Here is a 24,082-nt window from a genome sequence, read left to right as displayed (position 1 = left end):
CTCCTCGTGCGGGTAGCCGTCGTCACCGACTCGGCCGCCGGGTTCGCTCCGGGATGGAGCGCACCCGGCGGCCCGGCGGACGGTGTGCACGTGGTCGCGATGCCGGTCCTCGTGGGCGACGACATCCTCACCGGGGAGCACGACGACGTCACGGCCCCGCTGATGCTGGCCCTCGCTGCAGGATCCGACGTGCGCACCTCGAGGCCGTCGCCGGGCCAGTTCGACCGCGTCTACGCGCGGCTGGCGGACGAGGGCTACGACGGGATCGTCTCGGTCCACCTGTCCGGGCTGCTGTCCGGGACCGTGGAGGCGGCGCGCCTGGCGGCATCGCGCGCACCGGTCCCGGTCGAGGTCATCGACACCCGGACCGCCGGCATGGCCCAGGGCCGCGCCGCCCTCGCGGCGAAGGACGCGGCCGCCTCGGGAGGGGACCTGCAGGCCTCCGCCGCGGCCGCCGCCATGGCGGCCCGCGCCTCCAGCCTCTACTTCTACGTCCCGAGCGTCGAGCAGCTGCGGCGCGGCGGGAGGATCACCGCCGCTGCTGCGTGGCTGGGTACGCTCCTGTCCGTGCGGGTGATCCTGCGCGTGCAGGGCGGACGGCTGGTGCCGCTCGAACGGATGCGGTCGGCGGCGCGCGGCATGCAGCGGCTCCAGGAGCTCGTCGAGGCCGACGTGGCGACCCGGAGCGGCGGCGTCCACCTGACGGTCCATCACTTCGGCAACGAGGACGTCGCCCTCGCCCTTGCGGACCGGCTGCAGACGATGGCCGGGTCCGGCGTGGTCACGACGGCGCCCTGCCCCTCGGTGCTGGCCGCGCACGCGGGACTCGGCGTCGTGGCCGTCACCGTCAGCGCCGACTAGGCAGCTCTCCGGCAGGTCGCTCCCGACCGGGATATCCACATAGCCTCCACCGCCCTCCGGTGGCCGATGCCGGCTCCTAGCGTGGAGCCATGGGAAAGCACCGATGGCCGACAACGGGGGACGCCTGGGAGCCGCCCGCCCCCACGTTCGGGGCACCGCGCTCGGATCCCTCCGCGGGTGAGGGCCTCACCGGGGCCGACCGGGAGGACGGCGACGGCTCCACTACCGATCTGTGCCCGCCGCAGGCTGCGGGAACCCGGTGGGCGGGACGGGATCAGGGGATCCCACCGTCCCGACTCCGTGCCGTGCGCTGGAGTGTGGCGCGGACCGCGGCGCTGGTGTTCCTCGGCGTGGCCCTCGCCGTCGGCGCAGCGCTCTTCCTCATGCGCAGCTCGGAGCCGTCGGCCGCCGCCGTGTCGGTGCAGCTGGACGGCGGTACCCCGGCCGAGGGAGCCGGCGACGGCGGAGCTGCGGAGGACACGGCGGGTGGGACATCCTCCGGGGAGGAACCGCCCGGGCAGGAGCCCGGCGGGGATTCGTCGGGCCGGCCACCCGGTGGGGCGTCGTCGGGACACGATCCGTCGGGTGGAGACCCGCCCGGTCGGGTGACCGGCGGGCCCTCCGTACCCGCTGGCGGCGGGGGCGGACCGGTCGTCGTCTACGTGACCGGCGCGGTGGCGTCGCCCGGCGTCGTCACGGTGCCGGCGGGGACGCGGCTGTTCGAGATCATCACGAAGGCGGGCGGAGCGCTTCCCGAGGCGGATCTCGACGGGATCAACCTCGCGGCCGTCCCCGGGGATGGCCAGCACATCCACCTCCTGGCTGTCGGCGAGGCACCGCGACCGGATCAACCGGAGGCGGAAGGACCCCTGCCCGCAGCGGGGTCGGAAGGACTCGGAGGGATTGTCGGTGGGTCAGGTGGCGTCGGCTCGGGCGGAGCCCTCGACATCAATACCGCGGGCCTGGCCGAGCTCGACTCCCTTCCGCGCGTCGGGCCCGTCCTGGGGCAGCGGATCGTCGACTGGCGGGACGAGCACGGGCCCTTCGCCCAGGCGTCCGACATCGATGCGGTGCCCGGGATCGGGCCGGCACTGCTCGAGGGGATCCTTCCCCTCATCGTGGCGCGGTGAGGGTCGTATCGGGCCGTACCGGGTGCAGGCCGGGCGGGAATTCCCGCCGCCGGGCAGGCGGCGTGGCCGACGCCGCTCCTTCCCCGGCTCTGTCCGCCGGCGACCGGGACCGACACCGACGGGATCTGCGGCTCGTGCCGTCGGCGGCAACGGCGTGGGCCGCGGCCGCCGCCGCCGTGATCCACGGCGGAGCGGTCGGGGTGACGGCAGCGGGCCTCATCGCCGCCTCGGTCGGCGTGACCCTGGCCTGCCTGGTCGCCCTCGTGCCGGCGGGGCCTCGTCCGGCCTGGCTGCTGGTGCCCGTGCAGGTTCTCCCCCCGGTGGCCGCGCTGACCCTGGTGCTGCTCGCCGCGGGTGGGAGCCTCGCGCGGGCGGAGGCAGGACCGGTCGATGACGCGGTCCGTTCCGGCGCCCGATTCACCGCCGTCCTCCGTATCGCCGGTGAACCCTCGCCGCTCGCGCCCGGCCCGTTCGGGAGCGGCACCCGCTACCTCGTCGAGGCGGACGTCGTCGGCGGGGTGCTGCGCGGCCAGGCGTTCGCCTCGGCCACCCCCGTGGTGGTCCTCGGCCCGGAACCGTGGAGCGGGGTCGGCACGGGTGACACGGTGCGGGTGCTGGGCACCGCGAAACCGGCGGACCGGGTGGGCCGAGCCGCGGCGGTCTTCCTGCCGGCGAGCAGCCCGAGCATCGAGGAAGCCGAGGGCTGGCTGGGCTACACCGAGGACCTCCGGGCACGCTTCCGCGACCTGGCAACCCGCGACGACCGTGACGGCGGCCTGCTCCCGGGGATGGCGCTGGGTGACCGGATCGGACTCGAGCCCGACCTGGAAGCGGACATGAGGACCACCGGACTGACCCACCTCACCGCCGTGAGCGGCGCCAACTGCTCCTATGTGGTGGCCTTCGCCTTCCTCGGCCTGCGGACGGTCCGCCTGCCTCGCCTCCCCGCGGCCGTCGGCGCGGTAGGAGCCCTCATCTGCTTCGTGATGCTGGTCCGGCCGGAACCGAGCGTCCTCCGCGCGGCGGTCATGGGTGCCATCGGCGTGGCCGCCGTCCTCTCGGGGCGGGGCAGGGTGTCCCTGACCCTGCTGATGCTGTCCGTCATCATCCTGCTCGCCGCGGACCCCTGGCTCTCGGTGTCCTTCGCGTTCATGCTGTCGGTCGCGGCGACCCTGGGACTCGTCACTGCAGGTCCGGCGGTCGTGGAGACCCTCGAACGGGTGATGCCACGCATCCTCGCCCAGTTGCTCGCCATCCCCCTGACAGCGCAGCTCTTCTGCACGCCCATCCTGGTCCTCATCCAACCCTCCCTGCCGGTCTATGCACTACCGGCGAACATCCTCGCCTCGCCCGTCGTCCCCGGGATCACCCTGCTGGGCATGCTGGCGGTCCTCGCACTGATCGTCGCGCCGGTGGTGGCACACCCTCTCGTGATCGCCGCGCAATGGGGCACCCGGTGGGTGGCGGGCATCGCGGACACCCTGTCCGCGGCACCGGCGGCATCTCTGCCCTGGCTGCCGGGCGTACCCGGGGCCATCGTCGCGGGCCTGGTCTCCGTGGCGCTCCTGCTCCTGATCCGGCGGGATGCCCTCGTGGCCCGGTGGGGGCGCACCCGGCGGGCGAGCCGCGTCCAGGCAGATCACGAGGACACCGCGCCGACCCCGACCCGATCCTGTCCGCGTCGCCCCCGGGCCTGGATCCTCGCCGTCCTCGGCGCCATCGTGTGCCTCGCGGCCGTGGCCGCTCTCGCCGGCCGCGCACGGGTGCCGGAGGGACGCTCCTGGATCGTGACGATGTGCGACGTCGACCAGGGCGACGCCGTGGTGGTGAGGACGACGCCCGGCCACGCGCTCGTCGTCGACGCCGGACCGGATCCGGAGGCGCTGGACCGGTGCCTGGACGCCCTGCGCATCGAGGTGATCGACGCGCTCGTCATCACGCACCTGCACGACGACCACTACGGCGGTGTCGAGGGCGCCGTCCGGGGGCGCGTGCTGTCCGCGCTCTACTACTCCACCGGGGAGGACCACCTGCCACGCGAGGTGGAGAAGGCAGCGGCAGCAGCCGGTGTGCGGGCCGCGCGGCTGGACAGCGGGTCGGCGCTCCACCTCCCTCCGCTCCGCATCGACGTCCTGTGGCCCCCGGAGGACGCGGCACCGCCGGAGGAGAACAACGCGAGCGCCGTCCTGGAGGTCGTGGCGCCGACCACCGCTGGATCCATCACGATCCTGCTCCTGGGAGATCTGGAGGAGGACGCCGCGACCTCCCTGCTCACCGCGACGCCCTCACTGAGCACGAAGGGAGTGGAAGTCCTCAAAATTGCCCACCACGGTGCCAGGAACGGCGGCACCGCGCTCCTCGAGGCCGTGCACCCCCGCCTCGCCCTCATCTCGGTGGGGGAGGGCAACGACTACGGCCACCCGCACCCGACCATCCTCGACGCCCTCGAGCGCTCGCGGATCGCCACCGCCCGCACGGACGAGCTGGGCACCGTCCTGGTGGACGTGGTCGGCGACACCCTCGAGGCCCGGACCCTGCGGTGAGGCCTTCAGGAGGAGGTGCCGCAGCTTTGAGGCGCCTCGGGGTCGTGACACAGTAGGAGTGCACCTGACGGAAGGAAGCCCGCCCCGTGGCAACAAAATCTTCGGCCGCCCGCACCAGCGGTCCCGCCCCCGCATCCTGGCGGGAGGTCACGCCGGCGGCGGTGGTCCTGCTGTCGGGTCCGGAGGACTACCTCGCGTCGAGGGCGGCCGAATCGATCCGCGGCCAGGTCCGCGCGGCACAGCCCGATGCCGAACTCATCCGCTTCGACGCCGGTTCCTACGAGGCCGGCACGCTCACCATGCATGCGAGCCCCTCCCTCTTCGGCGACTGGAAGATCATCGAGGTGGCGGGACTGGCGCAGATGAACGACGCCTTCCTCGTGGAGACCCTCTCCTATCTCACCGACCCGGCGCCCGACGTCGTCCTGGTGATGCGCCATTCCGGCGGCAACCGCGGGAAGAAGCTGCTCGACGCCGTCAAGGCCTCGAAGGCCACGATCGTCGACTGCCAGCCGCTCAAGAAGGACGGCGAGAAGGCCGAGTTCGTCACCACGGAGTTCCGGTTGGCACGACGCCGGATCGATGCCGACGCGGTGCGCGCCCTCGTCGCCGCCGTGGGCTCGCAGCTGCCGGAGCTCGCGGCAGCCTGCCAGCAGCTCATGTCCGATACCGCGGGCGACGTGTCCGTCGAGACGGTCGAGAAGTACTACGGGGGGCGGGTGGAGGCGACAGGTTTCAAGGTCGCCGACGCGGCCCTGGCAGGACGCACCGCCCAGGCCCTGTCGATGCTGCGGCACGCCCTGGCCACGGGGGCGGACCCGGTCCCCATCGTCGCCGCCCTCGCCATGAAGGTCCGCGCCGTCGCGAAGGTGCACGGGGTCAGGGGCTCGTCCATGCAGCTCGCCAAGGACCTGGGGATGGCGCCCTGGCAGGTGGACCAGGCCCGCAGGGAAGCCCAGCGGTTCAGCTCGGACGCCCTGGCACGCTGTATCCGTGCGCTCGCCGAAGCGGACGCCCAGGTGAAGGGCGAGGCACGGGACCCGGTGTACGCCGTCGAGCGGGCCGTGACGGTCATCGCCCTCGGCGACGGCTGAGCCGCCGTACCGCCTCTTCGCCGCCGTCGCGCCGCACTGCCGTAGCGCCGCACTGCCGTAGCGCCGAAATGCCGCGGAGCCGCAGCACGGCCGAACCGCCGCGACGCCGCACGGCCGAACCGCGGGGCCGCCGCACGGCCGACCTGCGGCAGTGGCTTAAACGCCGAAGGGCCGGCCCCCGGAGGAGCCGGCCCTTCGATGAAGGGTTCGCAGCTTAGAGCGCGTTGACCTTCTTGGAGATCGCGGACTTGCGGTTCGCTGCGTTGTTCTTGTGCAGCACGCCCTTGCTGACGGCCTTGTCGAGCTTGCGGCTGGCGGTCTGGAGAGCCGTTGCAGCAGCGTCCTTGTCAGCACCTTCGACGGCCGTGTTCACGGCGCGGATGGCGGTCTTGAGCTCGGACTTGACCGAGTTGTTGCGCTGCCTCGCCTTTTCGTTGGTGAGGATGCGCTTCTTCTGGGACTTGATATTTGCCACGTATGAGAACTTTCTTTGTATTGCGGACTGGTCGTGAGGGTATTTCGGCCGACCAGAGACTGAACGGCGTGGGGATACCGTGTGGCGATCGGCCAAAGTGCCCGAAGACCTGCGCGGACACACAGCTATACAGCTTACCAGAAAGAGCCGGAGACCCGGACCTGCACGGCTCCTGCCGGTGCTCCGCGACGACTGCGGGGGACCGCCGCCGTGAGGGCGCGGACACGGGCCGGAGCCGAGCGGTGCACCGGGCCGGGGTCGGTGTCCGGTCAGAGCGGACGGCTGGTCAGCCGAGCAGGTGATCCGGTAGCGCCGCGACCACCCGCTCGAAGCGGTCCCGGGGAAGGACGGCGCCCTCGCGCCGGATCCCGGCGGGCGCGACCCGCAGGATCCGATCGACCTTCACCTCGCTCGGGCGTCCCTGCCGGTCCCAGGCACCGGTACCGATGTCGATGTACCGGTCGTCGTGCTCGCGGGTGTTGTTCCGGTCGCGGCTGGTGAGCATCAGGCCCAGCAGGTCGTGCCCGTCCCGCCCGATCAGCAGGACCGGGCGGTCCTTGCCCTGCGCTGGATCGTCCTCGTACGGCACCCACATCCAGACGATCTCGCCCGGGTCGGGATTCCCGTCGCTCGAGGGGGAGTACGCCAGCGAGACGGCCCGGCGGCGGCTCTCCGCCGGACGGCCAGGAGTCGCACGGCCCGTGGGACCACTGGATTTCCGCGGGGATCGGCGGTCGGGAGCCTGCCTGGACTGTTCACGCTCCGCGGCGCTGACGACGCGGCGTGCCAGGGACAGGAGGGAGCGCAGGGTGATGGCCATGGAGGTGATCCTAGGCGAGCCGCCCATCGGGTACCTCGACGCCGTCGTCCGTCCCGTCGCCGTGATTCCCGGTGCCACCCGGCCACGTGGGACACTAAGGGAAGTGAAACGGCGCTGACCAGCCCCGTCGCCGTAGAGGACGGCGCGGCTGTGGACTGCATGCCGGCCCTGTCCCGTAACAGTGAGGAACCTACGTGTCACCCATGGCCCGCACCGCGCCGGTGCCCGCCGCCACCGATCCGGCGATCATCAGGAATTTCTGCATCATCGCCCACATCGATCACGGGAAGTCCACGCTGGCGGACCGCATGCTCCAGCTCACCGGAGCCGTGGAGCAGCGTGACATGAAGGCGCAGTACCTCGACCGGATGGACATCGAACGCGAGCGCGGCATCACCATCAAGTCGCAGGCCGTGCGCCTGCCGTGGGAGGTCGACGGCACCGCCTATGCGCTGAACATGATCGACACCCCGGGGCACGTGGACTTCACCTACGAGGTCTCCCGCTCGCTCGCGGCCTGCGAGGGCGCGATCCTGCTCGTCGACGCCGCGCAGGGGATCGAGGCCCAGACCCTCGCGAACCTGTACCTCGCGATGGAGAACAACCTCACGATCATCCCCGTGCTGAACAAGATCGACCTGCCGGCCGCCCAGCCCGAGAAGTACGCGGCGGAGCTCGCGAGCCTGATCGGCGGCGAGCCGGAGGACGTGCTGAAGGTGTCGGGCAAGACCGGTATGGGCGTCGAGGCCCTCATGGACAAGATCGTCCGAGACCTCCCCGCACCGACCGGCAACCCGGACGCGCCGGCCCGCGCCATGATCTTCGACTCCGTGTACGACACCTACCGCGGCGTCGTCACCTACGTGAGGGTCGTCGACGGCAAGCTGAGCCCGCGCGAACGCATCCAGATGATGTCCACCCGCGCGAGCCACGAACTGCTCGAGATCGGCGTCAGCTCACCCGAGCCCCAGCCGTCCAAGGGCCTCGGCGTCGGCGAGGTGGGGTACCTGATCACCGGCGTGAAGGACGTGCGCCAGTCGAAGGTCGGCGACACGGTCACCAACCTGGCCAAGCCCGCCTCGGAGTCGCTCGGCGGCTACCAGGACCCGAAGCCGATGGTCTTCTCCGGCCTCTATCCGCTCGACGGCACCGACTACCCCGTGCTGCGCGACGCCCTGGCGAAGTTCACCCTGAACGACGCCGCGCTCGTCTACGAGCCCGAGACGTCCGCAGCGCTGGGCTTCGGCTTCCGGGTTGGCTTCCTCGGGCTGCTGCACCTCGAGATCACGCGCGAACGCCTCGAGCGGGAGTACAACCTCGACCTGATCTCCACAGCGCCCAACGTCGAGTACGAGGTCACGCTCGAAGACAAGCGGGTCCTCAAGGTCACCAACCCGAGCGAGTACCCCGTGGGCAAGATCGCCGAGGTACGCGAACCCATGGTGTCCGCCACCATCCTGGCGCCGTCCGAGTTCGTCGGCGCCATCATGGAGCTGTGCCAGCAGCGCCGCGGTGTCCTCGGGGGCATGGACTACCTCTCGGAGGACCGGGTCGAGATCCGGTACCGCCTGCCCCTGGCGGAGATCGTCTTCGACTTCTTCGACCTGCTGAAGTCCAAGACCCGTGGCTACGGGTCCCTCGACTGGAAGGCCGACGGCGACCAGGTGTCAGACCTCGTGAAGGTGGACATCCTCCTGCAGGGTGAGCAGGTGGACGCCTTCAGTGCCATCACCCACCGTGAGAAGGCCTACGCGTACGGCGTGATGATGACGGGCAAGCTGCGCGAGCTCATCCCACGCCAGCAGTTCGAGGTGCCCATCCAGGCCGCGATCGGGGCACGGATCATCGCGCGCGAGAGCATCCGGGCCATCCGCAAGGACGTCCTGGCCAAGTGCTACGGCGGTGACATCACCCGCAAGCGCAAGCTCCTCGAGAAGCAGAAGGAGGGCAAGAAGCGCATGAAGATGGTGGGCCGCGTCGAGGTCCCCCAGGAGGCCTTCATCGCCGCCCTGTCATCCGACGAGTCGAAGGACAAAGCCAAGAAGTGATGCCGAACGGTTCCCAGGCGGCGAGCCGGCATGCCTAGCGCGCTGCCGCTCGGCCTGCCGGCGCCCGACGACGGACTCCTGCCGCCCACGGCGGCAGATGGTGCGCTCGAGCGCGACTTCTGCCTCTACGTGCACATCCCGTTCTGCGCCGTCCGGTGCGGGTACTGCGACTTCAACACCTACACGGCCACGGAGCTCGGCGGGGGAGCATCCCAGGACGCCTATGCGGGCTCCGTGCTCGCCGAGATCGAGCTCGGCGCGCGCGTGCTGGAGACCTCCGGCGTGCCCGCCCGCCCGCTGTCCACCGTGTTCTTCGGCGGAGGCACCCCCACCCTGCTCCCGGCCGAGGACCTCGCCTCGATCCTGCGCGCGGCGCGTGCCACGTGGGGGCTGGCCCCGGACGCGGAGGTCACCACCGAGGCAAACCCCGACTCGGTCACCCCCGAGTCCCTGCGCACCCTGCGGGAGGCCGGCTTCACCCGTGTGTCCTTCGGCATGCAGTCGGCCGTGCCGCACGTCCTCGCGGTGCTCGACCGCACGCACGCGCCCGAGCGCGTCCCGCAGGCCGTGCAGTGGGCCCGCGACGCCGGACTGGCCGTGAGCCTCGACCTGATCTACGGGACGCCGGGGGAGTCGCTGGAGGACTGGCGCACCACCCTGGCCACGGCCCTGTCCTACGGACCGGACCACATCTCCGCCTACGCCCTCATCATCGAGGACGGAACGAGGCTCGCCTCGCGCATCCGGCGCGGCCAGGTCCCGCCCATCGACGACGACGACCACGCGGACAAGTACGCCCTCGCCGAGGAGATGCTCACGGCCGCCGGTCTGCACTGGTACGAGGTCAGCAACTGGGCACGTACGCCCGCGGACGAGTGCCGCCACAACCTCGCCTACTGGCGGGGCAGCGACTGGTGGGGAGCCGGCCCGGGCGCGCACTCGCACGTGGGCGGGACCCGCTGGTGGAACGTGAAGCATCCCCGTCCCTACGCGGACGCACTGGGCGCCGGGCGGTCACCCGCGGCGGGCCGCGAGGTGCTGTCGGCGGAGGACCGTTACGTCGAGGACGTCATGCTGCGCGTGCGGCTGCGCGAGGGGCTGTCCACGCAGTCCCTGACGGCGACCGGACGCAGGGCCGTCGCCGGCCTGATCGCCGACGGACTGGTCGACCCGGCCGCCGCGTTCGCCGGCCGCCTGGTCCTGACGTTCAACGGCAGGCTGCTCGCCGACGCCGTGGTGCGCCGGCTCCTGCCGGACTGAGGCGCCGCGCGGATCCAGTGCGGACCACAGGAGGTGGGTGCTGTCCCGGCCAGGCCTGGCCGGTCCGCCACCCCCGCTGCGGGACGCGAGCGCCGCGCCGGGTCAGGGGTGCCGGCCGCTCAGCGGATCGGGCGCAGGTTCAGGGCGTAGCGGTACGGGCGTCCGCGATTCACCTGGATGCCCGCGCTGACCGAGAAGATCGCGATGACGACCCAGATGAGGGCATTGACGACGGCGAAGACACCGCCGATGACCGGCAGGAGCGACAGGAGCCACGCGACCAGGGCCAGGATGGTGGGCGGAAGCGTGAAGTTGAGCGCCTCCTTCGACTCCTGCGCCGTGAAGGGGCCACGGTCCTTGAAGATGAGGTAGATCAGCAGCGAGGGGATGAACCCCAGGATCCCGCCGAAATGTGCCAGCGTGGCGTACTGGCGGTCCTCGGAGGCCGTCAGGGGGAGGGCGGTCGCGGGCGTCCCCTCGAACGCAGGACGGGACTCGTTCCGGCCGTGGTGCTGGTGGTCGGCGGTGTTGGACAACTTCGGTTCCTTTGGTGGCTGGCGGGAACTCTCCCCCGGGAGTGTGCTTCAAGGATACGGGGTGGCGGGGGCCGGACGGCTCAGGCGGTCCCCGGCTGGGCGGTCAGGAAATCGATGACCTCTTCGACCCGGCCCAGCAGGGAGGGCTCCAGATCCGCGTAGGTGCTGACGCCGGCGAGGATCCGCTTCCACCCGTGTGCGACGGCTGCCTGGTTGTGGTGCGGCCAGCCGAGGCCGGCGAGGATGCCCGTCTTCCAGTCCTGGTGGCGGGGGACCACCGGCCACGCGTCGAGCCCCAGGGCAGCCGGTTTCACCGCCTGCCAGACGTCCACGTAGGGGTGGCCCACGATCAGGACGTGGTTGCGGGCGCCGGGTACGGTCATCGCCTGCTGGGCGATCCGCGACTCCTTCGTCCCCGGCAGCAGGTGGTCGACGAGGATCCCGAGCCTGCGCTCCGGGCCGGGCGCGAACGCGCGCACGGCCCCTTCGAGGTCGTCGACCCCGTGCAGCGGTTCGACGACGATCCCCTCGAGCCGGAGATCGTCGCCCCAGACCTTCTCCACCAGTTCGGCGTCGTGCTGGCCCTCGACCCAGATCCTGCTGGCGCGCGCCGTCCGGGCACGGGCGCCGTCGACCCGCACCGATCCGGAGGCGGTGCGCGTGGACGCCGGGGCGGCGCGCAGGACGGGCGCGACGACGTGCACGGGATCGCCGTCGAGGAGGAACCCGTGACCGAGCCTGAAGGTGCGCTTCTTCCCGCGCCGGTCCTCGAGCACCATGACGTGCAGCCCGCCTGACTTCTCGACGCGGACCACGGCGCCGACGAAGCCGCTCTGCACGTCCTCGAGGACCATGTCCTTCTCCACCGGGACGTCGGGCAGGCTGACCCGCTTCGGAGCCGCGATGTCCTGTGCTCCCCAGCCGTAGTCCATGCCGTGCGCGTCCTTCCCGTGAGGGCTGCGGCGGTCTGCCGCTGCCCGGGTCCCAATGCTAACAATCGGCCCGCACGTACTAGACTTGGCACTTGGGTGTGTCGAGTGCTAACCGCTCGGGGCCGCCCGCAGAACGCACCCGCATGGAGAGGAACAGACCCGGAGGTGAGTCAGGAATGAGCGAACCACGACGCCTGGAGGTACTCCGGGCCATCGTCGAGGACTACGTCCACTCCCGGGAGCCCGTCGGCTCCAAGGCACTCGTGGACCGCCACCGGCTGGGCGTCTCGTCCGCCACCATCCGTAACGACATGGCCGTCCTCGAGGAGGAGGGCCTCATCGCGGCTCCCCACACCAGTTCGGGCCGCATCCCCACGGACAAGGGCTACCGCCTGTTCGTCGACCGCATCTCCGAGGTGAAGCCGCTCTCGGCTCCCGAGAAGAAGGCGATCCAGACGCTGCTGGAAGGCGCCGACGATCTCGACGACGTCATGGACCGGACCGTGCGCCTGCTGGCACAGCTGACCAACCAGGTCGCCGTCGTCCAGTTCCCCCGGGTCGGGGGAGCGTCCGTCCGGCACATCGAGTTCGTGCTGCTCGCCCCGCAGCAGATCCTGGTCGTCCTGATCGCCAGCAACGGCACCGTCCAGCAGCGCATCGTACGGACCCCGGCCGCGATCCAGGAGGCCGAACTCGCGGAACTCAGGCAGCGGATCCTGTCCGCGGTGTCGGGTGTGAAGCTGTCCGGGCTGCCCGCCGAACTCGGTGTCGCCCTGGCGCAACTGCCTCCCGCACTGAGGGCGCACGGGGGTACGATCATCAGGGCGCTGGAACAGCTCGCAGGGCTCGGCCGTGACGACCGGATCCTGCTGGCGGGGACGGCGAACCTCGCCCGTTCCACCGGGGATTTCCCGCTGAGCATCGGCCCCATCCTCGAGGCGCTCGAGGAGCAGGTGGTCATGCTGAGGCTCCTGTCCGAGATGGAGTACGACGCCCGCGGCATCTCCGTGAGGATCGGCAGCGAGAACCCCTACGGGGGCCTGTCGGGGGCCTCCGTCGTCGCCACGGGCTACGGGCCGGACGCCGGCGCGAAGCTCGGGGTCCTCGGGCCCACCCGCATGGACTACCCGACGACGATGGCCGCCGTGCGCGCCGTCGCCCGCTACCTCTCGAGGATCCTCGAGGAGTAGGCGAGTGCCCTCCGGGGCACCCAGGCATTTCCGCCGGTTCCGGCGAGCAGCAGACAGAAGTCTCCAACAGGAAGTGATGTGCACGAGTGAGTAATCACTATGAGGTCCTCGGTGTGGCGCAGGGTGCGACCGGCGAGGAGATCAAGAAGGCGTACCGCAAGCTGGCGCGCAAGCTCCACCCGGACGTGAACACGGGGGACGATGCCGCCGAGGAGTTCAAGCGCGTCACGCACGCCTACGAGGTGCTCTCGGACCCCCAGAAGCGCAGGGTCTACGACACGACGGGCAACGAGAACGGCACGGACAACGGGTACGGCGCCGGCTACTCGGGCTCCGGCTTCGCGTTCCAGGACATCTTCGAGACCTTCTTCGGCGGCGGCGGCCAGCAGGCCGGAGCCCCGACGCGGACCCGCCGCGGGCAGGACGCCCTGATCAACGTCCGCATCGACCTGAAGGACGCCGTCTTCGGGGCCAACAAGAAGATCGAGGTGGACACCGCGGAGGTCTGCCCCACGTGCGACGGCAGCTGCTGCCAGCCCGGCACCTCCGTCCGCACCTGCGACATCTGCGGCGGCTCCGGCCAGGTCCAGCGCGCCGTGCGGTCCATCCTCGGCCAGGTCATGACGAGTGCCCCCTGCGGTACCTGCCAGGGCTACGGCACCGTCATCCCGAGCCCCTGCCACGAGTGCAGCGGTGAGGGCCGCATCCGCGCGCGCCGCACCCTGACCATCAAGGTGCCCGCAGGCGTCGGTACCGGCACGCGCATCCAGCTCGCCGGGCAGGGCGAGGCCGGGATCGCCGGCGGGCCGCAGGGCGACCTGTACGTGGAGATCCGCGTCAACACGGACTCGACCTTCCTGCGCGACGGCGACGACCTGCACGTGACCCTGAGCGTCCCCATGACGGCGGCCGCGCTCGGCACCAGCGTGCACCTGGACACGTACGACGGCGACCAGGAGCTCGTCATCAAGCCCGGGACGCAGTCGGGGGAGATCCTGACGCTGCGCGGGCTCGGCGTCACACACCTCCGGAGCCAGGGCAGGGGAGACCTCCGCGTCCACCTCAACGTCGAGACCCCACGCAACATCGACCACCAGCAGGAGGAGCTCCTGCGCCGGCTCGCGGAGCTGCGCGGCGAGGAGTACACGGACGGACAGCTCGCCAGCAGCGGTTCGGGCGTCTTCGCGCGCCTCCGGGAGCGCCTCGGGAACCGCTGACCATGACGCGGCCCCTCTTCTTCGGTCCGGGTGAGACCGTCCGGTCCGCCGTACCCGGCACCGTGTTCGTCCTCGGCGGGGACGAGGGGCGCCACGCCGCCACCGTGAGACGGCTCACCGCGGGCGAGCGGATCGACGTGTCCGACGGCGCCGGCTACCGGATCGGCGGCGTCATCGCCGCGGTCGGGACGGGGACGGTCGACCTCGAGGTGGAGACGGCGGGCCAGGACCCCGCACCGCTCCATCGCCTCGTGCTCGTGCAGGCCCTGGCGAAGGGCGGCCGCGACGAGCAGGCCGTCGAAGCCGCCACGGAGCTCGGCGTCGACGCCGTCGTACCGTGGCATGCCGAGCGCAGCATCGTCCGCTGGCGCGGCGACAAGGCGGAGAAGGGCCGGCAGAAGTGGGTGTCGCTCGTCGGCGCCGCGGCCAAGCAGTCCCGCCGCTCGTTCGTCCCCGACGTGCACGGCGTGGTGGACACCTCCGGGCTCGCCACCTGGGCGGCGTCGGTGGACCGCATGGTCGTCCTCCACGAGGACGCGGAGACCTCCCTGGCGGCTCAGGTGACGGCGCTGCGCACCTCCGGTGTGCTGGACGCGCCCTCGTCGACCGCCGTCGTCGTGGGCCCGGAGGGCGGGATCAGCGACGCCGAGCTGGGGAAGCTCCGCGCCGTCGGAGCCCGGACGGCGCGCCTCGGACCACACGTCCTGCGGTCGTCGTCCGCCGGGCCGGCGGCACTGGTCCTGCTCAACCACCTGCTCGACCGCTGGTAGCGGACACCCCGGTCATGCCGGCCGCGCCGGGCGTCCCCGATCCGACCCCGTCTACCTGACGGTGACGCTCTTGGAATCCTGTGCCTCGCCGTCGCCGTCGCCGTCGGGGACGGTCACGGTGACCTCGTACCGGCCCGGTGGCAGCGTCACGGAGAAGGAGTAGGCCCCGTCCGCGATGTCCACCGAGCCGTCGCGGAACAGTCCCGTGGGGCCCGGGGTGGAGCTGTCCTCCCCGCGGTCGATACGCCAGCCGACGGATTCCTCCGACGAGGGACCGACGCCGTGGATGATCAGCCCGGCGGTGTCCGCTTCCACGTCCTGCTGGGGGTCGATGATCCAGACGGGCGCCCAGCGCCGCTGAGTCCCGCGTCCATTCGCCGACCAGATCGACCGCGCCGAAGGCGCGGACGTCGGCCGCCCCGTCCACGAGGACGACGACGGAGCTCGACTCGCCCCCCGGGATGAGTCCCGCGTTCGATGCCGCGGCGGTCGCCGTGTAGACGAGCTGCTGCAGCGCCAGGCGGGCTGCGTCCTCGTCCAGGCGGGACGAGAACGCATCCGAGGACATGTCCAGCGTGATGACGTTCTTGGTGGAGATCGCGGACCGGACGCTCGAAGCCTGCTGCCAGGGGGAGCGGTAGTCGGGATCCAGGGGCCGCCCCGCCGTCATGAGCTGCACCGCATCGGCGATCGGATCACCCGTGGCCCCCTCCGGAGGCGGGAGGAACTCGCGGAACAGCCGGTCGCTGCCCTCGACGTCCCCGAGCCAGTACACGGGCAGCAGAGGTTGCGCCTCGGCCGGTCCCGCAGCGGCGCCCTGGGTCTGGACGGAGGGGTCCGACGGCGCGGAGCCCTCGGGCGCGGCGGTGGCGAAGGGCTCGGCGATCGCCGTCGTGTGCCCGCCGCCCTGGAACAGCCCCACGTTCGGGACGATGAACACGCTGCTGGCGACGAGCACGCCGCCGGAGACGAGGAGGATGCCGGGCAGCCCGAGGCGGCTCCGCTTCAGGGGGTCCTGCTCGCTCATGCCGGCCCCCTTCCGTCAGGCGCACAGGTGCGCGGATCGATTCCTGGAAAATTCGCGGTCCAGCGCATCGACGGCTGGAGTCGGTGCAGGCGCGGACCGGGAGCCGGTCCCGCTGCCGGGCCTCATTCAGCTTGGCACAGGGCGGGAGGACGCACCCGTAGGAAGACCGCCACCGGGCGGGACTGAAACCCGATCGATACGAAGCCGTTGCCGATTCGCGATGAAACCCGAGTGGAACTCGGTCTCCGGGTAGGATGCCGCAGATCACGTCCCTGCACCATGTCCGGCCGGGAATCAAAGGCCTCCGGCTCCTGTTGACACAGGAGGCGGCAGTGGACCATGACGTAGGATTGGCATCTCTGCGGCTGTCGGTCCGAGCGCTGGTCCAGCGCGGGACCCGCGGCGGGCGCAGCCACCGTCACCACGTGTACGACTACTCGAATGAGGGCGATCGAAGGCCGGACGGCCGAGCTATGAGCGAATCTTCAACTGGCATCAATGCGGCAGGACTGGACACCCGGATGTTCGTCTTCGACTCGACGGAGCAGATGGTGCAGGCCCTCGGCTCCAACGACGAGGCGCTCCGGCTGATCGAGGACTCGTTCCCGGGCGTCGGCCTGCAGGCGCGGGGGAACGAGCTGACCATCACCGGGCCCTCGGCCGACGTGCTCCGCACCGAGCGGCTCATCGGCGAGATCCAGACCATGGCGAGCAACAACGCGACCGTCTCCCCGCAGGTCCTCGAGCAGCTGGTCACCATGCTGAAGACGCAGAGCGCTGCCAGGCCGTCCGAGGTCCTGTCGGTCAACATCCTCACCTCCCGCGGGAAGACGATCCGCCCCAAGACGCTCAACCAGAGCACGTACGTGGACGCGATCGACCGCAACACCATCGTGTTCGGGATCGGCCCGGCCGGTACCGGCAAGACGTACCTGGCCATGGCCAAGGCGGTGCAGGCGCTGCAGCAGAAGGAAGTCAACCGGATCATCCTGACGCGGCCGGCCGTCGAGGCGGGGGAGCGGCTGGGCTTCCTGCCCGGCACTCTGAACGACAAGATCGACCCGTACCTGCGGCCGCTGTACGACGCCCTGCACGACATGATGGACCCCGATTCGATCCCGCGCCTCATGGCGGCCGGGACGATCGAGGTGGCCCCCCTCGCCTACATGCGCGGCCGCACCCTCAACGACGCGTTCATCATCCTCGACGAGGCCCAGAACACCACGCCGGAGCAGATGAAGATGTTCCTCACCCGCCTCGGCTTCGGCTCGAAGATGGTCGTCACCGGCGACGTCACCCAGGTGGACCTGCCCAACGGGACCAGTTCCGGACTCCGGATCGTCAGCGAGATCCTCCGCGACGTCGACGACGTCTACTTCAGCGAACTCGACTCCGCCGACGTCGTCCGGCACCGCCTCGTCGGGGACATCGTCACCGCCTACAGCGCCTGGGACGAAGAGCAGCGCGCAGGGCAGGCACGCGCCACCCGGCCGGGTGGCAACCGATGAGCGTCGAGGTCAACAACGAGTCCGGGTACGACGTCGACGAGGAGTCGCTCGTCCGCCTCGCCAACTACCTGTTCGAATCGATGTTCGTCCACCCCGAGGCCGAGCTCTCCATCATCCTCGTGGACACCGCGGCGATGGAGAAGCTGCACGTCGAGTGGATGGACGAGCCCGGCCCCACGGACGTGCTCTCCTTCCCCATGGACGAGCTGCGGCCCGGCACGCCGGGGCGGGTCACGCCCGCCGGGCTCCTCGGGGACATCGTCCTCTGCCCGGAGGTCGCCGCGTCCCAGGGTGCGGCAGCGGGTCATAGCACCAATGACGAGCTGCTCCTGCTGACCACCCACGGCGTGCTCCACCTCCTCGGCTACGACCACGCGGAACCGGAGGAGGAGAAGGAGATGTTCGGCCTGCAGCGGCAGCTCCTCTCGGGCTTCCTCGGTGGCAGCGCCCCACGGGAGACCCGCGCTTGACCGTCTGGCTCCTGGCCCTCATGGGCCTGTTCTTCGCGCTCACCGCGGCCCTCGTCACCTCCGCCGAAGCGGCCTTCAGCTACCTCCCCCGGCAGGAGGGCGAAGCGCTCGTCCAGGAATCACGGACGTCGTCGCTGCGCCGCATCCTGGACGCCCCCGTCGCCCACATGCATGCCCTGCGCTTCTGGCGGGTGTGGTTCGAGATGGCCGGGGCCGTCGCCGTCGCCATCCTGTTCCACGACCTGCTGGACAGCATCTGGCTCGCCGGCCTCCTCGCCACGGCTGTCATGGCGGCCATCGGTTTCGTGATCGTCGGCGTCTCGCCCCGCCAGCTGGGGCGGATGCATGCATCCGCCGTGGTCCGGCTCACCGCGGGGCTCGTGGCCTTCCTCTGCGCGATCCTCGGTCCGATCCCGCGCTGGCTCGTGCGCATCGGCAGTTCCATCACACCGGGAGCGAGCCGCGACGAAGCCGCCTTCTTCACGGAGGAGGAGTTCCGCGAACTCCTGTCCCGTGCCTCGGACGCGGAGATGATCGAGGACAACGAGGCGGAACTGATCCACTCGGTGTTCGAACTCGGCGACACCAAGGTCCGCTCGGTCATGGTGCCGCGCACCGACATGGTCACGATCGACACCGGGTCCACGCTCGACCAGGCGATGTCGCTCTTCCTCCGCTCGGGCTACTCCCGCATCCCGGTGATCGGCGAGAGTTCCGACGACATCCGGGGGCTGCTGTACCTGAAGGACGTCGTCGCGAATCTGCACGGCCGGGCCACGCCGAACCTCTCCCGGCCCGTGGACGCCGTGTGCCGGCCCGCCCGGTACGTCCCCGAGTCCAAGCCCGTGGGCGACCTGCTGCGCGAGCTGCAGCGTGAGTCCACGCACGTCGCCATCGTCATCGACGAATACGGCGGCACCGCCGGGCTCGTCACGCTCGAGGACCTCATCGAGGAGATCGTCGGCGAGATCGTGGACGAGTACGATTCCGAGGTGCCCGAGCAGGAACGGCTCGACGACGGCGAGTACCGGGTGAGCGCGCGGATGGGGATCGACGACCTCGGCGAGCTGTTCGGCCTCGACCTCGACGATGAGGAGGTCGACACGGTCGGCGGCCTCCTGGCCAAGACGCTGGGAAGGGTGCCGATCGTCGGATCCGAGGTCACAATTGACGGTATCGGTCTGCGGGCCGAGCGCGTGGAAGGCCGACGCAACAGGGTCTCCCACGTGATCGCGCACCGCCTCCCCCCGGAGCACACCGAGCAGGACGAACGAGAGACGATAGAGGCAGATCATGAGCGACGTTGAACACAGGGCCGGATTCGTCTCGCTCGTCGGCCGGCCCAACGCCGGCAAGTCCACCCTGACGAACGCCCTGGTGGGGCAGAAGGTCGCCATCACGTCGGCGAAGCCGCAGACCACCCGCCACACCATCCGGGGCATCGTGAACCGCGAGGACTCCCAGATCGTCCTCGTCGACACCCCGGGCCTGCACCGGCCACGGACGCTCCTCGGGCAGCGGCTCAACGACCTCGTCGCCGACACGCTCGCCGAGGTCGACGCCGTCGGGTTCTGCCTGCCCGCCAACGAGAAGATCGGTCCGGGTGACCGCTTCATCGCCGAGCAGCTCGCGCGGCTCAACCGCAAGCCCCTGATCGCGGTGGTCACCAAGACCGACCTCGTGGACCGACGGGCCCTCACCGAGCAGCTCCTGGCCGTCGCGAAGCTCGGCACCGACGTGGCCGGACCCGCGGGCTGGGCGGACATCGTGCCCGTCTCCGCCGCCGACGGCTTCCAGGTCGACACGGTCGCCGAGGTGTTCAGCCGCCACATGCCGGAATCCCCCGTGCTGTACCCCGGGGGAGAGCTCACCGACGAACCCGAGGCCGTGATGGTCGCCGAGCTCGTCCGCGAGGCCGCCCTGGAGGGCGTGCGCGACGAACTGCCGCACTCCCTGGCCGTCGTCGTCGAGGAGATGATCCCGCGCGAGGGCCGCAGCGAGGACAACCCCATGCTCGACGTCCACGTGAACCTCTACGTCGAGCGGCCGTCGCAGAAGGCCATCATCATCGGCAAGCAGGGCGCCCGGCTGCGGGAGGTCGGGACGAACGCCCGCCGCGGGATCGAGGCGCTCCTCGGGACCCGGATCTACCTCGACCTGCACGTCAAGGTGGCCAAGGACTGGCAGCGCGATCCCAAGCAGCTGGTGAAGCTCGGCTTCTAGCCGGGCACGACTCACCGGGTCCGCTCGTTAGGATGCGGGAACGGCCCGGTAGGCTGCGATAGCCTCCGCAGCCGACTCCCACAGCATTGCCGGGCGACCGGCGCCACTGCCGTCGCGCTGCGGATCCCTGCGCCGGCGACGGCGCACGGTCCCGACCGGTACCGACCACCATCCTCCATCCGAAGGAGCCCGGGCATGACCCGCCGATCGTCCTCCGAGGGCGCAGACAGCGCCATCGACGCCTCCGAGGCGGCTCCTGCAGGGGCGCCCGCCACCACGGGCCCAGTGGGACGGCACCTCGGCAGTGGCGGTGGGCACCGGGTCCTGAGGCTGACGGCCCTCGTGATGGCGACGGTCCTCGTGGCCGCCGTCGGCTTCGTCGCGGTGCAGGTCCTCCGCCTGCAGTCCAACGTCTCCACGTTGCCGCTCAACCTCGCCGAGGACCAGGGCTCGGCCCTCCCCGTCGATTCGAGCACCGATCCGCTGCAGATCCTGATCCTCGGATCGGACACCCGGACCGGGAACAGCGGGGAGTTCTTCGGTGACGAGAGCGACTCCTCGGGCGAGGGGAACTCGGACGTCATGATGCTGCTGACCCTCTCGGCCGACCGCGAGGACGTCACGGTCGTCTCCTTCCCCCGCGATCTGCTCGTGCCCCTGCCCAGCTGCGTCGACCCCGAGACCGGCGACGTCTCCGAAGCCCTCGACCTCGGCCAGCTCAACGGGGCTCTCGACGAGGGCGGGCCCGGCTGCACCGTCGCGGCGATCAACAACCTCACCGGCCTCTCCGTGGACCACTTCATGATGGCGGGCTTCAACGCCGTCAAGGAGCTGTCCTCCGCCGTCGGCGGCGTCGAGGTCTGCGTCCAGGAGCCCGTCGACGACGAGTACTCGGGGCTCTCCCTGCCCGCCGGCACCAGCGAGGTCGAGGGCGACCAGGCGCTGGCCTTCCTGCGGACACGCCACAGCTTCGGCGACGGCGGCGACACCGGGCGGATCGCGGCCCAGCAGGCGTTCATGGCGTCCCTGGCACGCAAGGTGCGGGCCGAGGGCACCCTGACGAACCTCCCGAAGCTCTACTCGATCGCCGACGTGATCACCCGCAACCTCACGGTGGACGAAGGGCTCTCCCAGCCCACGGAACTGCTGAAGATCGCCGACCGCATGAAGGACGTGGACCTCGGCAACATCGCCTTCGTGACCGTCCCGACCGAGCAGTGGGTCGAGGACCCCAACCGGCTGGTGCTGAACGAGGAAGCGGCGGCCCCGCTCTTCGACGCGCTGCGGGAGGACCGCGGCCTCACCGAGGATGCCCCCGAGCCCTCGGCCACACCGTCCGCGCCGGAGACCCCGCAGGCTCCCGAGACGCCGGCGGTCGATCCGGCCACGGTGCCCGTCCTCGTCATCAACGCCACCACGGACACGGCCCGCGGGGCCGAGATCCAGCAGCTCCTCGCCGCGGCCGGCTACACGCAGAGCTCGCCCTACGAGTCCGTGCCGGCCGAGGTGTCGCAGGTCGTGTTCGGCCCCGGATACGAGACCGCTGCTGCCGACCTCGCCGCCCGGTTCGGGATCCCCGACAGCCAGGTGCTCCTCAGCGAGCAGACCGTAGGGGTCCAGCTGGTCGTCGGCGCCGACCTCGCCACGGGCTCGAAGGTCGTCGTCCCGCCGCTCGGCAGCGACCTCGACGGCCAGACGGCCGACCAGGTCACCTGCCAGGCGACGTCGGGCCTCTAGCCGGAGGGGTTCCGCCCCGACGCCCCCGACGCCCCCGACCCGCCGCCGGGATGCCGGACGGGTCCTGGGTGAGCGCCGGACGGGGCCGGTCGTCCGGGCCCGTCCGGCGCGGTTCCTACCAGATCCTGACGCGCTCGGCCGGGTCGAGCCAGAGGCCGTCCTGCTCTCCGACGGCGAAGGCCTCGTGGAACTCGTCGAGGTTCCGCACCACCTGGTTGCAGCGGAACTCGTTCGGCGAGTGCGGATCGACGGTCAGGCGCCGCTTCGCCTCCTCGGGCCGGATCTTCTGCTGCCAGCACGTCGCCCAGGAGAGGAAGAACCGCTGGGTGCCGGTGAGGCCGTCGACGACGGGGGCCTCGGCGCCGCCGAGGCTGAGGAGGTAGGCCCGGTAGCTGATGCCCAGCCCGCCGAGGTCGCCGATGTTCTCGCCGAGCGTCAGCTCGCCGTTGACCGCCTGGCCCGGCACCTCGGACGGTTCGAGCGCGGCGTACTGCGCCACGAGCCGGCCCGTGAGGGCGTCGAAGGCCTTCCTGTCCTGCTCGCTCCACCAGTTGGAGAGCCTGCCCGTCCCGTCGAACTGGGACCCCTTGTCGTCGAAGCCGTGGCCGATCTCGTGCCCGATCACCGCGCCGATCGCGCCGTAGTTGATCGCGTCGTCGGCCTCGATGTCGAAGAACGGCGGCTGGAGGATCGCGGCGGGGAACACGATCTCGTTCATGGTGGGCATGTAGTAGGCGTTGACCGTCTGCGGCGTCATGAGCCACAGCCCGCGGTCGATCGGCTGGCCGAGCTTGTCCAGCTGGCGGCGGTGCTCGAACTCGGCCGCGCGCAGGACGTTGCCGTAGAGGTCCGAGGGCCGGACATCGAGCGGCCCGTAGTCGATCCACTGCTCGGGGTAGCCGATCTTCGTGGTGAAGCGGGCCAGCTTCTCGAGGGCCCGTGACCGTGTCTCGTCGGTCATCCAGGTGAGGGCCGTGATGCTCGACTCGTAGGCGGCGATGAGGTTGCCCACCAGGTCGAGCATCGCTGCCTTGTGCGTCGCGGGGAAGTGGCGCTCCACGTACCGCTGGCCGATCGCCTCGCCCATGGCGCCCTCCACCAGCGCGACCCCGCGCTTCCACCGGTCCTTCAGCTGCGGCGTACCCGCGAGGTGGGTGCCGTAGAAGGCGAAGGCCGCGTCGACGAACCGCTCGTCGAGGTAGTCGGACGCGTGCAGCAGGACGCGGCTCGCCAGCCACTCCCGCCAGGTGGCGAGGTCCTCCTCGCGCAGGGCCGCGTCCAGCCCGCGGACGTAGTCCGGCTGGTTGACGACGAGCTCCGCCGCCTGGTCCGGTGCATCGGTGACGATGCCCAGCCACGGGACGAGGTGGTCCGACAGGCCGGCGACGTCGCCGTGCTGCACCAGGTTGTAGGTCTTCTGCGGGTCACGCCTCTCGACGCTGCCCATGGACGACGCCGCGAGGCGCGTCTCCAACGCCAGGACGCGAGCCGCCGCGCCCGCCGGGTCCCCGGTGCCGACGAGCCCGAAAAGGGTGGCGAGCAGCTCGCCGTACTTCTCCCGGGTCTCGGCGAAGCCGTCCTCCCGGTAGTACGACTCGTCCGGCAGCCCGAGGCCGGACTGGTAGAGGTGCAGCAGGTACCGCTCCGGATTGCCGGCGTCGTTGCTGACATAGGGCGCCGCGAGGCCCTGCACCCCGGAGCGGGTGAGACCGGCGCTCAGGTCCACCAGTTCCTCGACCGTCGTCACCGCGGCGATCCGCTCGAGCAGCGGCATGATCGGCGCGGCGCCCTCCGCCTCGATGCGCTGCGTGTCCATGAAACCGGCGTACAGGGTGCCGAGCTTCGCGTCGATGCCGTCCGCCGCGGCGTCCCCGCCCGTCCCGGCGGCATCCTCGATGATGGCGCGGACGGCGAGTTCCGAGGCGTCGCGCAGCGCGGTGAAGGAGCCCGTGAGCGGGCGGTCCTCGGGGATGACGGCGGAGCTCAGCCACACGCCGTTCGCGTGCCGGAAGAGGTCGTCCTGCGGCCGGACCGACCCGTCGAGCTGGTCCGGATCGAAAGTGCTGATCGTCATTGTCGCTTCCCGTTTCCTCGTGGTGTTCCTCGGTGCTGAACCTGGGCGTCCCGGCGCGGGACGCCCGCAAGCCATCCTATGTGCCGTGCTATCGTGACAATGTGCGTGCACAGCTGACCCTTCTTCGGTGCCGCGGCGAGGCCATCTAGGACTTACGAGCCACTGGC

The 24,082-nt window shown here is 71.0% G+C and carries 20 protein-coding genes; 14 read left to right on the top strand and 6 right to left on the bottom strand.

All coding sequences use genetic code 11. The features are described 5' to 3' along the window. The first annotated feature begins 6 nt into the window (after positions 1-6). From QFZ50_RS07045 to holA, 4 genes are all read left to right on the top strand, one after another. On the top strand, positions 7-861 hold the full coding sequence (locus QFZ50_RS07045; protein WP_307083033.1) for a DegV family protein: 855 nt from the start codon (positions 7-9) through the stop codon (positions 859-861). An 89-nt stretch (positions 862-950) separates the two neighbouring features. Next, positions 951-1,991, top strand: coding sequence for a ComEA family DNA-binding protein (locus QFZ50_RS07040; protein WP_307083032.1), 1,041 nt, complete (start codon positions 951-953; stop codon positions 1,989-1,991). A gap of 134 nt (positions 1,992-2,125) precedes the next feature. After that, positions 2,126-4,534, top strand: coding sequence for a ComEC/Rec2 family competence protein (locus tag QFZ50_RS07035; RefSeq protein WP_307083031.1), 2,409 nt, complete (start codon positions 2,126-2,128; stop codon positions 4,532-4,534). A gap of 86 nt (positions 4,535-4,620) precedes the next feature. Beyond that, positions 4,621-5,628 carry a DNA polymerase III subunit delta gene (gene holA, locus QFZ50_RS07030; RefSeq protein ID WP_307083030.1) on the top strand — a complete coding sequence of 336 codons (1,008 nt, stop codon included), beginning with the start codon at positions 4,621-4,623 and terminating at the stop codon, positions 5,626-5,628. Between the two features lie 214 nt (positions 5,629-5,842). On the opposite strand, the gene rpsT is transcribed toward holA, so the two are convergent. After that, positions 5,843-6,103, bottom strand: a complete 261-nt coding sequence (rpsT, locus tag QFZ50_RS07025; protein ID WP_307083029.1) for a 30S ribosomal protein S20 — start codon at positions 6,101-6,103, stop codon at positions 5,843-5,845. Between the two features lie 286 nt (positions 6,104-6,389). Then, on the bottom strand, positions 6,390-6,923 hold the full coding sequence (locus QFZ50_RS07020) for a type II toxin-antitoxin system PemK/MazF family toxin (RefSeq protein WP_307083028.1): 534 nt from the start codon (positions 6,921-6,923) through the stop codon (positions 6,390-6,392). 194 nt (positions 6,924-7,117) lie between these two features. Between QFZ50_RS07020 and lepA the strand changes: the two genes are divergently transcribed. Together lepA and hemW are read left to right on the top strand one after the other, a co-directional pair. After that, on the top strand, positions 7,118-8,971 hold the full coding sequence (gene lepA, locus QFZ50_RS07015; RefSeq protein ID WP_307083027.1) for a translation elongation factor 4: 1,854 nt from the start codon (positions 7,118-7,120) through the stop codon (positions 8,969-8,971). A 30-nt stretch (positions 8,972-9,001) separates the two neighbouring features. Then, the gene (gene hemW / locus QFZ50_RS07010) at positions 9,002-10,231 is read left to right on the top strand and encodes a radical SAM family heme chaperone HemW (RefSeq protein ID WP_307083026.1); all 1,230 of its coding nucleotides are present in this window, start codon (positions 9,002-9,004) and stop codon (positions 10,229-10,231) included. Positions 10,232-10,350: 119 nt separating this feature from the next. Here hemW and QFZ50_RS07005 read toward each other — a convergent pair whose 3' ends face one another. Together QFZ50_RS07005 and QFZ50_RS07000 are read right to left on the bottom strand one after the other, a co-directional pair. Next, a complete protein-coding gene (locus tag QFZ50_RS07005; RefSeq protein ID WP_307083025.1) occupies positions 10,351-10,767 on the bottom strand; it encodes a DUF4870 domain-containing protein in 417 nt (138 codons plus the stop codon). Positions 10,768-10,847: 80 nt separating this feature from the next. Next, positions 10,848-11,699, bottom strand: coding sequence for a DUF3097 family protein (locus QFZ50_RS07000; protein ID WP_307083024.1), 852 nt, complete (start codon positions 11,697-11,699; stop codon positions 10,848-10,850). A gap of 176 nt (positions 11,700-11,875) precedes the next feature. On the opposite strand from QFZ50_RS07000, the gene hrcA reads away from it, so the two are divergent. From hrcA to QFZ50_RS06985, 3 genes are all read left to right on the top strand, one after another. Further along, on the top strand, positions 11,876-12,889 hold the full coding sequence (hrcA, locus tag QFZ50_RS06995) for a heat-inducible transcriptional repressor HrcA (protein ID WP_307083023.1): 1,014 nt from the start codon (positions 11,876-11,878) through the stop codon (positions 12,887-12,889). A gap of 86 nt (positions 12,890-12,975) precedes the next feature. Continuing rightward, positions 12,976-14,106: a molecular chaperone DnaJ gene (gene dnaJ, locus QFZ50_RS06990; RefSeq protein ID WP_307083022.1), complete on the top strand. Its 1,131-nt coding sequence runs from the start codon at positions 12,976-12,978 to the stop codon at positions 14,104-14,106. Positions 14,107-14,108: 2 nt separating this feature from the next. Beyond that, positions 14,109-14,876: a 16S rRNA (uracil(1498)-N(3))-methyltransferase gene (locus QFZ50_RS06985; RefSeq protein WP_307083021.1), complete on the top strand. Its 768-nt coding sequence runs from the start codon at positions 14,109-14,111 to the stop codon at positions 14,874-14,876. On the opposite strand, the gene QFZ50_RS06980 is transcribed toward QFZ50_RS06985, so the two are convergent. Beyond that, positions 14,851-15,903, bottom strand: coding sequence for a GerMN domain-containing protein (locus tag QFZ50_RS06980; protein WP_307083020.1), 1,053 nt, complete (start codon positions 15,901-15,903; stop codon positions 14,851-14,853). The two genes, QFZ50_RS06985 and QFZ50_RS06980, sit on opposite strands and share 26 nt — an antisense overlap. Positions 15,904-16,376: 473 nt before the next feature. Between QFZ50_RS06980 and QFZ50_RS06975 the strand changes: the two genes are divergently transcribed. The 5 genes from QFZ50_RS06975 (at position 16,377) to QFZ50_RS06955 (ending at position 21,841) form a co-directional block, all read left to right on the top strand. Continuing rightward, positions 16,377-17,411 carry a PhoH family protein gene (locus tag QFZ50_RS06975; protein ID WP_307083019.1) on the top strand — a complete coding sequence of 345 codons (1,035 nt, stop codon included), beginning with the start codon at positions 16,377-16,379 and terminating at the stop codon, positions 17,409-17,411. Then, positions 17,408-17,881 (top strand): rRNA maturation RNase YbeY, encoded by a 474-nt coding sequence (ybeY, locus tag QFZ50_RS06970; protein ID WP_307083018.1) that lies wholly within the window; start codon positions 17,408-17,410, stop codon positions 17,879-17,881. Before QFZ50_RS06975 ends, ybeY begins: the two co-directional genes overlap by 4 nt. Beyond that, positions 17,878-19,188, top strand: a complete 1,311-nt coding sequence (locus QFZ50_RS06965; protein ID WP_373462251.1) for a hemolysin family protein — start codon at positions 17,878-17,880, stop codon at positions 19,186-19,188. The genes ybeY and QFZ50_RS06965 overlap by 4 nt, the downstream gene beginning before the upstream one ends. Beyond that, positions 19,175-20,104 carry a GTPase Era gene (gene era / locus QFZ50_RS06960; protein ID WP_307083017.1) on the top strand — a complete coding sequence of 310 codons (930 nt, stop codon included), beginning with the start codon at positions 19,175-19,177 and terminating at the stop codon, positions 20,102-20,104. Before QFZ50_RS06965 ends, era begins: the two co-directional genes overlap by 14 nt. A 195-nt stretch (positions 20,105-20,299) precedes the next feature. Continuing rightward, positions 20,300-21,841, top strand: a complete 1,542-nt coding sequence (locus tag QFZ50_RS06955; RefSeq protein WP_307083016.1) for an LCP family protein — start codon at positions 20,300-20,302, stop codon at positions 21,839-21,841. A gap of 115 nt (positions 21,842-21,956) precedes the next feature. Here the strand turns inward: QFZ50_RS06955 and QFZ50_RS06950 are convergent, their stop codons facing one another. After that, the gene (locus QFZ50_RS06950; RefSeq protein ID WP_307083015.1) at positions 21,957-23,915 is read right to left on the bottom strand and encodes a M13 family metallopeptidase; all 1,959 of its coding nucleotides are present in this window, start codon (positions 23,913-23,915) and stop codon (positions 21,957-21,959) included. Positions 23,916-24,082 lie beyond the last annotated feature (167 nt).

Origin of the sequence: Arthrobacter agilis (assembly GCF_030816075.1) — a bacterium.
Lineage (GTDB): Bacteria > Actinomycetota > Actinomycetes > Actinomycetales > Micrococcaceae > Arthrobacter_D > Arthrobacter_D agilis_E.
Note: the sequence above shows the minus strand (reverse complement) of the source record. Positions and strands in the feature narration are given on the sequence as shown.